This is a genomic window from Aliterella sp. E5.1 (genome assembly GCF_057473825.1).
This window is the reverse complement of record NZ_JBYCCV010000021.1, coordinates 15,397-28,608: the sequence shown is the minus strand read 5'-3', so window position 1 is coordinate 28,608 and position 13,212 is coordinate 15,397. Positions and strand designations below refer to the sequence as shown.

Here is a 13,212-nt window from a genome sequence, read left to right as displayed (position 1 = left end):
AAGCTATAGAAAAAACAATAACTTAGGTAATATGCGTAAACTCAACCAAAACAAAAATAAATTAGGTGTAATTTGCGGTAGCTTGCTATTTGTTACCATGCCTCTAACCGCCATAGCACAAACTCCTCAGCCAACACCTAGTAGAGTTCTTAATCCTAACCCAAGTATATTTAACGAACGGCTTTACAACCGCAATCGCCCGTCGACTAATGACAATACTAAGCCCAGCCTTCCTTTGTCACCACCTTTACCCGAAGAAAGCACTAAGGCGATCGCAACTGTAACGCCAATCAACGGCAAAGTAAGTGTCAAATTAAAAAATACTACTAATACAGCTATTACTTACGAAGCAATTGACTACACCCAGCGCCGAACTTTAGCTCCAAAAGGAGAAGTTGTACTTAGAGACTTACCCGCTCCTGTAACCCTTACTTTAGTTCGTCCAGATAATGGATTTGTTCAAATCGCTGCTACTTCGGCGGCTAATTCAGGATTATTAGAAGTTTCCTTGAGTGAAGGAAAAACTTTAAACGAGCAACAGAGCGCAATCAGAATTCAACAAAATGGTCAAGTTTTTATTAACTAAACCAAAAACCTAGGTACTAACTTATCTATTGCTCAGTAATAGAACTTTTTTTAGATTGGGGAATTACACTAATTCCTCCATCTGCTTCCATATAGGCTATCTTTACCTCTTGAATTAACTCTACGCCTTGCTGACGTAATTGGCTCATCAATTCTTCTTCCGTAATCAATTCTTTTTCTAAGCTACGCTCTATTAATCGACCATTTTTAACCAGTAATAAAGGGGGTGGATTAAGGAATCTTTGCAGTTTGGGAAATTTATAACCCAGCCAGTTAATTAAATAGCTCCAAAAAATTACCGTACCTACAAGCGCAACCCCTTCCGTAATTGAAGTATAAGTTGTAGCCATAGCATTTTGAGCCGCTTCAGCAAACAAGACTACTACAAGTAAATCTGTTATTCCTAACATCCCTAATTGCCGACTAGGGATAAAACGTAAAACAAAAAATAATAGTAGATAAACTATCGAACCACGAATAAAAAGTTCAAGAATAGACGTGCTAGGAACAAAAAGTTCGTGCCAGTTAACTGTAAACCATGAGTTCATTGTTTTTACTTTTATTTTCTATTTTTAACTTCTATTTCCTGAATAAAATTCAAAACTATATTGGCAAATTTTTCTACAAAAAAGATACTCCATTCATGATATGCATTATCTACTATTACTAGCTTAGATCCCTTAATATGTTGAAAAAAGTCTCTACCTGCATCAATAGGCGTTGTCAGATCGTTAGCTCCCCATACAATCAAACAAGGTGAGGTAATTTGAGATAAAGATTGGCTCAAATCTTGTGTCAATGATAGCCATAATGCTTGGAAAGTAGTTTGCGTTCTCAGTAGCAAATTATAAGAAAAAGCTTGAAAAATTTGGACAATCTGCGGAAACTGAATCTGAGGAGCTTGAGCAGACATTTCTACAAATCTTTTAAATAAAACGTTAAAGATTGGCTCTACAGGAATACCTGTACTATCTACTAGTATTAAACTTTCTACAAGCGCTGGCATTTTGGCTGCTAACGTAGCAGCTATTCCTCCTCCCAAAGAATGCCCAATCAAGTGAACTTTAGAGATATTTAAATTATCTAAAAAACCTTTTATAACTTGGGCATAATCATGATAATCCCAATTGGATTGTGAATTGCTAGACTTACCAAAACCTGGTAATACAGGTGCTATAACTTGATGATGGGAAGATAATTTATTGAGAATCTCTTGATAAGGTTCAATTGATACGCCCCAACCGTGAATAAATAAAATTGGCACGCTAGAAGCTGCTAAAGTTCCTCCTTCTAAGTAAAAAATATTATGTTCGCTTACAATAAGTTGTTTTTCAGATAATTCATAGCTCACTTAACTACCTCTTTTGTAAGTTAAATCAAGTTCTAATTAATATCGATAACAACTTGATGTTTATCTACATTAAGGCTAATTTGGTAGTTATGGCAAAATCCGCAAGGATGATTTAATTGCTAAGAAAATCATATTATCTAAACCTCTACATTCGAGCATTTAAACCTACAGCCTGAGAAATTGTAGTTAAATTTTGCTCCACTAGCTTTTGCTGCAAACCGATTAAAATTCGGCGTACCATTAATGGTCCTTCATAAATCCATCCCGTGTACACTTGCAATAAACTTGCGCCAGCAGTAATTTTTTCCCACGCATCAGCAACGGTAAATATACCACCAACGCCAATAATCGGCAGTTGTCCTCTAGTTTGGGTATAAATAAAGCGGATAACTTCGGTTGAGCGATCGCGTACTGGCAATCCACTAATCCCGCCTGCTTGTTCGCGTACAGGCTTACCTGTTGCTGCGATAACTTGAGTTTGCAAGTTTTCTCTACTAATAGTTGTATTTGTGGCAATAATTCCGGCTATTTGCTGAGTTTTGGTAATAGCCAGAATATTTGTGATCGCATCCCATTCCAAATCTGGAGCGATTTTTACGAGTATTGGCACTCGTCCTTGGTTTTCTTGTTGCAAAGCATCCAAAATAGCGCTTAAACTTGCCGCATCTTGCAGACTGCGTAATCCTGGAGTATTAGGGGAAGATACATTAACTACAAAATAATCTCCCCACTCTTGTAAAGCGCGAAAGCTACCCAAATAATCGGCGGGTGCGTCTTCTAAAGGCGTTACTTTCGATTTACCAAGATTGATACCAATAGGAATTATACTTTTAGTCGTTTTAAATCTATCTGCCAATTGTGCCGCCATTGCTTCCGCACCACAATTATTAAACCCCATGCGATTGAGCGCGGCTTTATCGACAGGTAAACGAAATAAACGCGGCTGGGAGTTTCCCGGCTGCGATCGCCAAGTGACTGTACCAATTTCCGCAAAGCCGAAGCCACAACTTGACCAAATTCCCGCCGCCCTCCCATCTTTATCAAACCCCGCCGCTAACCCTACAGGATTGGAAAATTCTAATCCCCATAGTTTTTGTTGCAAGGAATCATGGCTAAAGCTTAAAGACTTTGCTAATTGAGCTTTTACTCCTTGAGAAACAATATTTCTACTTTTGTCTAGTCTGGCGAGGTTACTAATTGTCTGCTTTTGCAACCATTCAGGATCGCTTTTCAAGCCTGAGAAAAAAATTGGACTAACTACGGATTGATAAATATCCACCGGAAAGAGTAATTGTAAAGTCAGTCTCAGTCTAAAACTAAAAAGTAGACTTAAGCTATTAATTGCTCAAGTCTACTTACAAATAACTATTAACGTGGATTAGCCCCCAGCAACCGCCGGAACTATGCTCACTTCATCACCCTCTTTTAGCGGGGTATCTGTCCCTTCTAGAAAGCGGATATCTTCACTGTTGACGTAAAGATTCAAAAAGCGTCGGGGTTGTCCTTGTTCGTCACAAAGACGTGCTTTAATACCAGGACAATTTTGCTCTAAAGCTTCAATTAATTCAGCAATAGTTTTACCATCACATTCTAGAGTGGCTTGGTCATTGGTGAATTTTTGCAGGGGAGTAGGAATCAGGACTTTGACGGACATAGGGGAAGGAATAACAAGGGGGACAAATACAACAATTATTTTTTCTTAAACTAGCACGGGCTGCCAGTCTAAACGATCTAATGTACGCGATCGCTCTAAGGCTCGTTCAAAGCTATCTAACTTGGCTTCGATAGTTAGCGGTTCGCCAATGTAACCTTGGACAGCTTCTTGGGTTTTTAGTCCGTTCCCGGTAATGTAGACTACCGTTGTTTCTTCGGGGTCAATCTTACCTGCTTCTACAAGTTTTTTGAGAACGGCAATGGTTGTTCCCCCGGCGGTTTCTGTAAATATACCTTCCGTTTCTGCGAGAAGTTTGATGCCGTCAATGATTTCTGCATCGTTGACTGATTCAATGCTACCGCCCGTTTTGCGCGCTACTTCAAGAGCGTATACCCCATCGGCGGGATTTCCGATCGCCATAGATTTAGCGATCGTGCTGGGTTTGACTGGTTTAATAAAGTCTCTCCCTTCTCGGAAAGCTTGGGCAATTGGCGAACAACCTTCTGCTTGCGCGCCACTAAAACGCACGTCTTTGTCTTCTACTAAGCCAACGCTGATAAATTCTTGGAAACCTTTGTGGATTTTGGTGAATAACGAACCAGAAGCAAGAGGCGCAACGATATGATCTGGTAGTTGCCAGCCTAATTGTTCGGCGACTTCATAGCCTAAAGTTTTTGAGCCTTCGGAGTAGTAAGGACGTAAATTAATATTGACAAATCCCCAATCGTGGGTATTGGCTACTTCACAGCAGAGGCGATTTACTTGGTCGTAGTTGCCTTCCACAGCCATTACTGTAGGACCATAAATGAGCGTCCCTAAGATTTTCCCAGCTTCTAAGTCTGCCGGAATAAATACGCAGCAGTCCAAACCCGCACTAGCAGCGATCGCGGCGGTAGAGTTTGCCAAGTTTCCGGTACTGGCGCAAGAAACTGTTGTAAAGCCTAATTCCTTGGCGCGGGTAAGGGCTACAGAAACTACCCGATCTTTAAAGCTCAAGGTGGGCATATTTACAGCATCGTTTTTGATAAATAGCTTTTTCAACCCCAAGCGCCGCGCTAAGCGGTTCGCCTGTACTAAAGGGGTCATTCCCGTACCGACATCAATCGGGTTATCGGTAGCTACAGGCAAAAAAGCACGGTAGCGCCAAATTGAATTTGGTCCAGCTTGGATACTTTCACGGGTAACAGTGCGACGCAAAGCATCGTAGTCGTAGGTTACTTCCAATGGACCAAAGCATTCTTCACAAACGTGAATAGCTTTCAGTTCGTACTCAGCGCTACATTCCTTACACTTCAAAGCGCTAAATGTGGCTGATAAAGATGTTTTTTGGTTTGCGATCGCTTTGGTCATTGACTATATACCCTCTGTTTTCCGTCAGTCGCTTGATACTAACACGGGCTATTTTGTACGTCAAACATACCCGACTTATTTTGTCGGGTATGGTATTTGCCAATAAAAAAGCAGGCATATTACCTGCTTTTTATGAGGATGTTTGCAAAATCATTCTGTGGTTTACCAATGACAGATATCCTCCCTAGCCCCCTTAAAAAGGGGGAGAAATATTTATTCTTCCCCCTTTTTAAGGGGGATTGAGGGGGATCTATTAGGAGACTTAAACAGAGATTTTTAACTACTCAAGCACTTCTACCGACTTCGGTTGAGCAGTTTTTTCTCGCCACAACGACAACAACGTACTTGCAATAAAAATGCTGGAATATGCCCCTAGGGTAAAACCAATAATTAATGCTAAAGCAAAGTTCTTGAGAGTTTCGCCACCAAACAGGAAGATCGAAAACAGAGTTAATAGCACCGTCAAAGTAGTATTGATAGAACGAGTCAAAGTTTGATTGACCGCATCATCGACAATTTCTTGAATTGGTCTGTCGGGATTGAGCTTAACTACTTCCCGAATGCGATCGTAAATTACCACAGTATCGTTAACAGAAAAACCTGTAATCGTCAGCAAAGAAACGATAAATAGACTATCTACTTCTACCCCTTGAACCAATCCTAGAATTGAGAAAGCACCTGCTGTAATCAAGACATCGTGAAATAGGGCAACAATTGCAAACAGCGCATAATCAAACTCAAAGCGAAAGCTTAAGTAGATAATGATGCCAGCAAAAGAAACAATTAACGCAAGTAAGCCCGAAGTAAGTAACTGTCTGCCAATGGTAGGACCAACAGTGTCATTTTGACTTGCTTCTAAGTCCAATTGACCAATCTCTTGACTTAAAGCATCTTGCAACTTTGTCCGTTCTTCACCGCTTAAATTTTTGGTGCGAATAGATAAAATTTGGTTGTTAGAATTGCCCCCTTTATCAACAAGCTGAATTGTACTATTACCCAATCCTTGCTCTGCTGCAATCTGACGTACCGCCGCCAAGTCGATTTGGCGATCACAATTTCCTGGTATAGAGCAATCGCGCTCTAGTTGCAGCCGCGTACCACCGATAAAATCTAAGCTAGGGCGCAATGGTGCATTAATTTGTTGCCAAGAAACTAGCATAGAAATCAAACTTGTTAGGATCAGGGCAAGAGAGATACTCCACCAGAGATTTCTTTTTTTATTAACACTAAACTTCATACTGCCCCCGATGCCTTTTTAGCGGCTGGTAGATTTGGACAAAATAGTTCTGGCTTCCGCAAAGCAGGGAAACTAATAGCAATAAACATCAATGTCCGACTACAAGTAAGCGCAGTAAACATACTCATTGCTACGCCCAAAGCTAAAGTTAGAGCAAAGCCTCGCACCAAACCCGAACCCAGCCAAAATAGCGCCGCACAAGCAATTACAGTAGTAACATTACCATCCAAAATGCTGGAAAAAGCGCGAAAAAAGCCTGATTCAACTGAACGATAAAGCGTTTTACCCGCGCGTAATTCTTCCCGCGTCCGTTCAAAAATTAAGACATTGGCATCTACCGCCATGCCGATACTAAGAATAAACCCAGCAATACCTGGAAGTGTCAGTGTTACGCCCAAGAGAGCAAAAGTAGCCCAAGTCAGCAGAGAATAAATAATTAAGGCGATGTCAGCAATTAGTCCGGGTAAGCGGTAGTAAACCACCATAAAAATTAAAACTAAAAGCAAACCACCCACCCCAGCGTAAATGCTGCGTTGAATGCTATCGCGTCCCAAAGTTGCACCCACCGTGCGGTTTTCGACAATTTCAACGGGTACAGGTAAAGCACCGCCGCGCAATTGGACGCTTAAATCATTTGCTTCTTGGGGTGTAAAGCGTCCAGTAATTACCGCCGCACCTCCGGTAATTCCTGTAGCAGCAAATTCTACCCCGACATTAGGAGCGCTAATTAGTCTATTGTCTAAGAAAATTCCGATACTGCGCCCAGTCCCCGCAAGGCTTTTTGTCAAGTCTGCAAATAATTTGCCGCCTTCATCATCGAAGCGGATAGCTACATTCCAATTATTGCTGGCTTGAGTAGGTTCGCCAAAGGCATCTCTAAGATTTCTGCCTCCTAAGCCCTTACTTTCAAATAATTCGGCGATCGCTTGATAATTATTTTGTAAGTCGGCAAGATTTTTCTCTATTGCAGCTTTATCTCCAGTTTTCCTTAGCTCTGCTTGCTTGGCTAATAGTTCTTGCTGAGATTGTTGATACGCAAATAATTGCGCTTCTGTACCGGGTTTTTGGGCTTTAAATTCTAACTGCGCTGTACCGCCTAGTACCTTTTCTGCTTGTTCGGGGTTGCTGACTCCGGGCAGTTGCACCAAAATTTGATCTTGTCCTACCGTTTGTACTACAGGTTCAGACACGCCTAAACCGTTAACCCGATTTTCAATTACCTTTTGTACGTCTTCTAGCTGTTGTTGGGTAATTTGCTTAATTTCTGCGGTTGGTTTTACTTGAATTGTTAGCTGAGAACCTCCTTGTAAATCCAACCCCAAAGGAATATCAATCGTGAAAATCGTAAAAATCGCTCCAACGATCAATACCAAAATTAAAGCTAATACCCCTCGCTGTTTCTGCATACCATGACCCGCTCCTAAACAAATGTATGATAATCGGTTTTGAACGGGTCGTAGCAGAAAACCCATTACTTACCGCTAAACACGCAAAGCTACCATTTTTTGGACGGCTTCTACAATTTGCTCTGGCTGCACAATTGTTAACCGCTCTAACTTGCCATTATAAGGCGTAGGAATATCTTGAGAAGATAGTCGCAATACAGGTGCGTCCAATTCGTCAAATAAGCGATCGTTGATCGAAGCCGTTAATTCTGCGCCAATGCCGCCAGTTCTCATGCACTCCTCTACAATTATGACGCGGTGAGTTTTGGCAATTGAAGCACCAATAGTCTCAAAGTCTAGAGGTTTTAAGGAAATTAGATCGATTACTTCTGGATCGTAGCCATCTTTTTCTAAGGGCTTCACCGCTTGCATAACGTGGTGGCGCATCCGCGAGTAGGTGAGAATCGTTACGTCTTTACCTTTGCGGACTACTTCAGCTTTATCTAAAGGAAGTAAATATTCTTCGTCAGGCAAGTTTTCTTTTAAGTTGTAAAGCAAAACGTGTTCAAAAAATAAGACGGGGTTATTATCCCGAATTGCCGACTTTAACAGTCCTTTGGCATTGTAGGGCGTAGAACAAGCAACAATTTTTATCCCTGGAACCGCTTGAAAATATGCTTCTAGTCGCTGGGAGTGTTCTGCACCAAGTTGTCTACCTACACCCCCAGGTCCGCGAATTACCATAGGAATCGTAAAATTTCCGCCAGAGGTATAGCGCAGCATCCCGGCATTATTGGATATTTGATTGAAGGCTAAGAGCAAAAACCCCATATTCATGCCCTCAATGATCGGTCTTAAGCCTGTCATTGCTGCGCCGACTGCCATACCTGTAAAACTATTTTCGGCAATTGGTGTATCCAATACGCGCATATCGCCGTATTTTCCATGTAAGTCTTTAGTGACTTTGTAAGAACCGCCGTAGTGACCTACATCTTCGCCTAGCACGAGTACCGTAGAATCTCTCGCCATTTCTTCATCTATAGCCTGATTGAGGGCGTTAAAAAATAATGTTTCTGCCATTAGCTCAATAGTTATTTTGCTTGTTAGTCTAAAATTTTAGCGTTTTGGGAATGATTATAATGCGATCGCGCTTACCCAATAATGCGATCGCGCTTAGTTTTTACTACTTCCGGCAAGTCCTAAAGTAATAAATTAAAGGTTTGTGCCAACTCCCTCAATGCTTTCACGTTACGTTAGCTTTCATAATTCCTGAAGACATCGCGTAAGTTTTGCTCGGACTATCATGATATCCTTTATCCGAAAACTATCTCATCACTAATAAAAGTCTCGTAATCAGTAGAGGCATTATACTCATTAAGATACTCGGAAAGACGATCTAAGTCTTGATAGATAGAAAGCTTATTTATACCAAAAAAGTCAAGTGTTTCCTTTATATCTCTAGTTGCTGAACTAGATATAATTAGCTTATGCAATCTATTTTCAAGGTGATCTTCTAAAGGAGTTGTCGGTGAGTTACTGATAGTGAATATGCCTCTTTGACTAACAACACGGGCAGATAATCCTTTAGGAAAATAAACGCTAAAATCTTGTACACTAAAAGGCTTAGTTTCAATGTTTATATCTTTTTGATCAATCTGGAATGCAAAAATTGCCGCATCCTTATTCGTATTACCATTAACTGCAAAGAAAGCAGCATTTAGAGGATTTTTTGTCCAATCGAGCAACCTGGTTGCTAGACCATGATGTTGAGCTAATGTTAGCCAGTCCCACTCATCAACTGGAATATGTCCTAAAAACTGGACTGCATAACGTTTCCAAGCATCTAAAATAGCTTTCTCACTCCAGCCAAGCTTATATATTGATACATATTCTTCCCTACCTGCTTTCGGGAGCAAAGACCATGCTTGATCTCGTTGCCCTCTAAATAACCAGGTCTTTTTATTCTTAAATTCATTAAGCTCGTTGAACAAATCTTCCGATGAATTGATTTCAACTATGTTCCCAATTAAATTGCAAAATCTTTAAATACTTAGTCATTGAATTTTAATCAAAAATATAGATTTAGTTAAGTTTCTCGCTTCTAAGCAAGCGTTACTAACGCTAAAAACTATCGTATGTCTAAAAAAACTTATTTAGTAGAGACGCAACTTATTGGTACGTCTCTAAACTCAACTTACCCCAACCAACGCGCCGCATCTTTAGCATGGTAGGTCAAAATTAAATCTGCACCAGAGCGTTTGAATCCAGTCAGGGTTTCCATGACAACTCGCTCCTCGTCAATCCAACCATTCAGCGCCGCCGCCTTTACCATTGCATACTCACCAGAGACATTGTAAGCAGCTACAGGCAAATTGCTGGCTTCCTTAACGCGCCAAATAATATCCATGTAAGCCAAAGCTGGCTTAACCATCAGCATATCTGCACCTTCTGCTATATCTAAACCAATCTCTTTCAAGGCTTCGCGGGCGTTTCCGGGGTCCATTTGGTAAGTCCTGCGATCGCCAAATTGCGGCGAAGAATCTGCAGCATCGCGAAAGGGTCCATAGTAAGCCGAGGCGTACTTAGCCGCGTAAGACATAATCGGCGTATCTTGATACCCCGCCGCATCCAAAGCGCTGCGAATTGCTTGCACAAATCCATCCATCATCCCAGAAGGGGCAATAATATCTGCGCCCGCCTTGGCTTGAGAAACGGCAGTTTTTCCTAACAATTCCAGCGTCGGATCGTTTAAAACTTTTCCAGTTAAGTCGCCTACTTGCAAGTAGCCACAGTGTCCGTGAGTAGTGTACTCGCACAGACAAGTATCCGCAATTACTAATAAATCGGGAACGGCGGCTTTAACTGCTGTAGCAGCTTTTTGGACAATGCCACAATCGTGCCAAGCGCCTGTTGCATCAGTGTCTTTATCTTCCGGGATGCCAAATAAAATAATTCCGGGAATGCCCAGATCGTAAACTTCTTTGGCTTCCTCAACAATTTTATCTACCGATAGCTGGTAGACTCCGGGCATTGATTTAACTTCTTTAGCAACTCCCTCGCCAGGGACGGCGAACAAAGGATAAATTAAATCATTAGTATTTAAAACAGTTTCGCGCACCATGCGGCGCAATTGGGGATGAGTTCTTAAACGGCGAGGGCGATGATTTGGGAACATAGCTTTTCTTAAAAAGTAAAAAAATAAACGGCGTGCCTAGGCGTTACGCCAATATCTATGCTTATCTTTGAAGTATAGTACGCCCGATACTCTAGTTTTCGGTTGCCCAGCCCAAGAAGTTTACAATTAATTTGGCGATCGCCTAAATACTAATTTTATTTAATAAAACTATGGCAAGCAGCGATTTATTTGATTCGCACCTCAATCTAACTACTCCTAAGCTGACACTTTTAACTATGTTCCGGCTGGGCTTGTTCCAGATGGGATTGGGGATTATGGCAGTCCTCACCTTGGGCGTACTCAATCGGGTGATGATTGACGAACTAAAAGTACCCGCTCTCGTGGCGGCGGGAGCGATCGCTATGCACCAATTTATTGCTCCGGCGCGAGTGTGGTTTGGGCAAATGTCCGATTCTAAGCCTTTGTATGGCTATCATCGTACTGGTTATGTGTGGACGGGAGCGGTATTATTTGCGATCGCATCTTTCCTCGCAGTACAGGTAATTTGGCAACTTGGCTCAAGTTTGCGATCGGGCTGGACAATGCAAACCTACGGCTTAGTAGGACTATTAGGGTTAATTTTTGCTATTTATGGTTTAGCAATTAGTGCAAGTTCTACTCCTTTTGCGGCGCTACTGGTAGATGTTTCCGAGGAAGATAATCGCTCGAAGCTAGTAGGAATTGTTTGGTCGATGCTGATGGTGGGTATCATTGTCGGCGCAATTATTAGCAGCAGCTTATTGAAGCAAATTGCTCTAGATGCACCGTTAGAATTGTTGCAATCTTCTATAAATCGGCTGTTTTTAATTGTTCCTGCCGCCGTTGTGGGATTAGCTTTTATCGCTACGGTAGGTGTAGAGAAAAAGTATTCTCAGTACGCAGTGCGATCGCAGCTAGTAAACCGAGAAGATAGTATTACTCTCGGCAAAGCGCTACGAGTTTTGACGGCTAACCGTCAAACAGGGATATTTTTTACTTTTCTGCTGGTAATGACCATTAGCTTATTTATGCAGGAAGCTGTATTAGAACCCTACGGTGGTGAGGTTTTTGGCATGACGATCGCTCAAACTACAAAATTAAACGCTTTTTGGGGTACAGGTACGCTGTTAGGCATGAGTACGACGGGCTTTTTAATTGTGCCGCGTTTGGGTAAACAAAAAACGGCTCAAATTGGTTGTATTGCTGTAGCGGCAACTTTTGGGTTGATAATTTTAGCGGGTTTAACGGCTAATCCCCAGATGCTTCACGGTGCGCTATTAATATTTGGCTTGGCTTCTGGCGTAACTACCACAGGCGCGATTAGCTTAATGTTAGATCTAACGGCGGCGGAAACGGCGGGTACTTTTATCGGTGCTTGGGGTTTGTCGCAAGCAATGGCGCGGGGGATTGCAACTGTGACTGGCGGTGCGGTGTTGCAATTAGGTAAATCAATATTTACTGCACCAGTGTTATCTTATGGCTTAGTATTTGGGTTGCAAGCGGTGGGAATGCTACTTGCTGTAGTGTGTCTGCGGCGCGTTAATGTGGCAGAATTTCAAACAAAGACAAGAAGCGCGATCGCATCGGTTTTAAAAGGTGAATTAGATTGAATACAGATTTTTGGCAGCAAGTTTTTGATTTTGCCCAAGCTACCGCGCGTAGAGTAGGGGAACAGTTACTTAAAGATTTTGGGCAAGTTTCCGCCGATGAAAAAGCCGATGGTAGCTTAGTTACACGCTCAGATAAATGGGCAGACTTAGAAATTCAAAATGCGATCGCATCTCATTTTCCCACTCACGGCATTTTAACGGAAGAAGGATCGCATACTTTCCCCGATACCGAATGGTGTTGGATTATCGATCCTGTAGATGGTACTACCAATTTTGCTAGGGGTATTCCGATTTGGGGCATTTCTCTCGGCTTACTATATCGAGGTACTCCGGTTTTTGGTTACGTCTATTTTCCGCCGATTAATCAAGCTTTTCACGGCTATTGGTGCGACGATTTTGAACTATCTCCACCACCTAAAGGCGCTTTTTGTAATGGATTATCTATCCACTCTAGCTCGGAACAACTAACGGGCAATCACTTTTTTAGCATCTGTACTCGCACTTTGCAAAGCTTCCCAATCAAAGGCTTTCCTGCCAAAATTCGAATGCTGGGGGTTGCAAGTTACAATCTACTTACTGTTGCTAATGCGGCTACTCTTGGCGCTGTAGAGTCTACGCCCAAAATTTGGGATATTGCGGCGGTTTGGGTGATTGCTCAAGCGGCGGGTTGCAATTGGGTGTCGTTAAATCCTCGACCAATGTTTCCTCTAACTCCTGGCAAAGATTACGGTAGTTTTTCTTTCCCGACTCTCCTTGTCAGTCGCCCCGATTTATTACCTATTTTTCAACCTTTCGTAAACTTAATAAAACTTTAATAAAAAATCGCTTTTTTTCAGGGTTTTTCTTGACTTTTACCTTGCTTTATTTTAAAATAATCTTATAATTG

13 protein-coding genes are annotated in these 13,212 nt (G+C 41.8%); 3 read left to right on the top strand and 10 right to left on the bottom strand.

Annotation, left to right across the window (positions count from 1 at the left end):
- Window positions 1-31 precede the first annotated feature (31 nt).
- Window positions 32-586, top strand: a complete 555-nt coding sequence (locus AC2VE5_RS10020) for a hypothetical protein (protein WP_486887610.1) — start codon at window positions 32-34, stop codon at window positions 584-586.
- Window positions 587-611: 25 nt separating this feature from the next.
- Here the strand turns inward: AC2VE5_RS10020 and AC2VE5_RS10015 are convergent, their stop codons facing one another.
- The 10 genes from AC2VE5_RS10015 to hemB form a co-directional block, all read right to left on the bottom strand.
- Window positions 612-1,133: a DUF421 domain-containing protein gene (locus AC2VE5_RS10015; RefSeq protein ID WP_486887609.1), complete on the bottom strand. Its 522-nt coding sequence runs from the start codon at window positions 1,131-1,133 to the stop codon at window positions 612-614.
- Between the two features lie 11 nt (window positions 1,134-1,144).
- A complete protein-coding gene (locus AC2VE5_RS10010; protein WP_486887608.1) occupies window positions 1,145-1,936 on the bottom strand; it encodes an alpha/beta fold hydrolase in 792 nt (263 codons plus the stop codon).
- 145 nt (window positions 1,937-2,081) lie between these two features.
- Window positions 2,082-3,215, bottom strand: a complete 1,134-nt coding sequence (locus AC2VE5_RS10005; RefSeq protein ID WP_486887607.1) for a quinone-dependent dihydroorotate dehydrogenase — start codon at window positions 3,213-3,215, stop codon at window positions 2,082-2,084.
- Window positions 3,216-3,314: 99 nt separating this feature from the next.
- Complete coding sequence (locus tag AC2VE5_RS10000) at window positions 3,315-3,590, bottom strand: MoaD/ThiS family protein (protein WP_486887606.1); 276 nt, start codon at window positions 3,588-3,590, stop codon at window positions 3,315-3,317.
- Between the two features lie 45 nt (window positions 3,591-3,635).
- The gene (gene thrC / locus AC2VE5_RS09995) at window positions 3,636-4,940 is read right to left on the bottom strand and encodes a threonine synthase (RefSeq protein WP_486887605.1); all 1,305 of its coding nucleotides are present in this window, start codon (window positions 4,938-4,940) and stop codon (window positions 3,636-3,638) included.
- Between the two features lie 280 nt (window positions 4,941-5,220).
- Window positions 5,221-6,177 carry a protein translocase subunit SecF gene (gene secF, locus AC2VE5_RS09990; protein ID WP_486887604.1) on the bottom strand — a complete coding sequence of 319 codons (957 nt, stop codon included), beginning with the start codon at window positions 6,175-6,177 and terminating at the stop codon, window positions 5,221-5,223.
- Window positions 6,174-7,583: a protein translocase subunit SecD gene (gene secD / locus AC2VE5_RS09985; protein WP_486887603.1), complete on the bottom strand. Its 1,410-nt coding sequence runs from the start codon at window positions 7,581-7,583 to the stop codon at window positions 6,174-6,176. Before secD ends, secF begins: the two co-directional genes overlap by 4 nt.
- Before the next feature lie 75 nt (window positions 7,584-7,658).
- Window positions 7,659-8,642 carry a pyruvate dehydrogenase complex E1 component subunit beta gene (locus tag AC2VE5_RS09980; protein WP_486887602.1) on the bottom strand — a complete coding sequence of 328 codons (984 nt, stop codon included), beginning with the start codon at window positions 8,640-8,642 and terminating at the stop codon, window positions 7,659-7,661.
- Between the two features lie 233 nt (window positions 8,643-8,875).
- Window positions 8,876-9,553: an FRG domain-containing protein gene (locus tag AC2VE5_RS09975; protein WP_486887601.1), complete on the bottom strand. Its 678-nt coding sequence runs from the start codon at window positions 9,551-9,553 to the stop codon at window positions 8,876-8,878.
- A gap of 203 nt (window positions 9,554-9,756) precedes the next feature.
- A complete protein-coding gene (gene hemB / locus AC2VE5_RS09970; RefSeq protein WP_486887600.1) occupies window positions 9,757-10,737 on the bottom strand; it encodes a porphobilinogen synthase in 981 nt (326 codons plus the stop codon).
- A gap of 170 nt (window positions 10,738-10,907) precedes the next feature.
- On the opposite strand from hemB, the gene AC2VE5_RS09965 reads away from it, so the two are divergent.
- Window positions 10,908-12,326 (top strand): BCD family MFS transporter, encoded by a 1,419-nt coding sequence (locus tag AC2VE5_RS09965; protein ID WP_486887599.1) that lies wholly within the window; start codon window positions 10,908-10,910, stop codon window positions 12,324-12,326.
- Window positions 12,323-13,141, top strand: coding sequence for an inositol monophosphatase family protein (locus AC2VE5_RS09960; RefSeq protein WP_486887598.1), 819 nt, complete (start codon window positions 12,323-12,325; stop codon window positions 13,139-13,141). The genes AC2VE5_RS09965 and AC2VE5_RS09960 overlap by 4 nt, the downstream gene beginning before the upstream one ends.
- The last annotated feature ends 71 nt before the right edge of the window (window positions 13,142-13,212 follow it).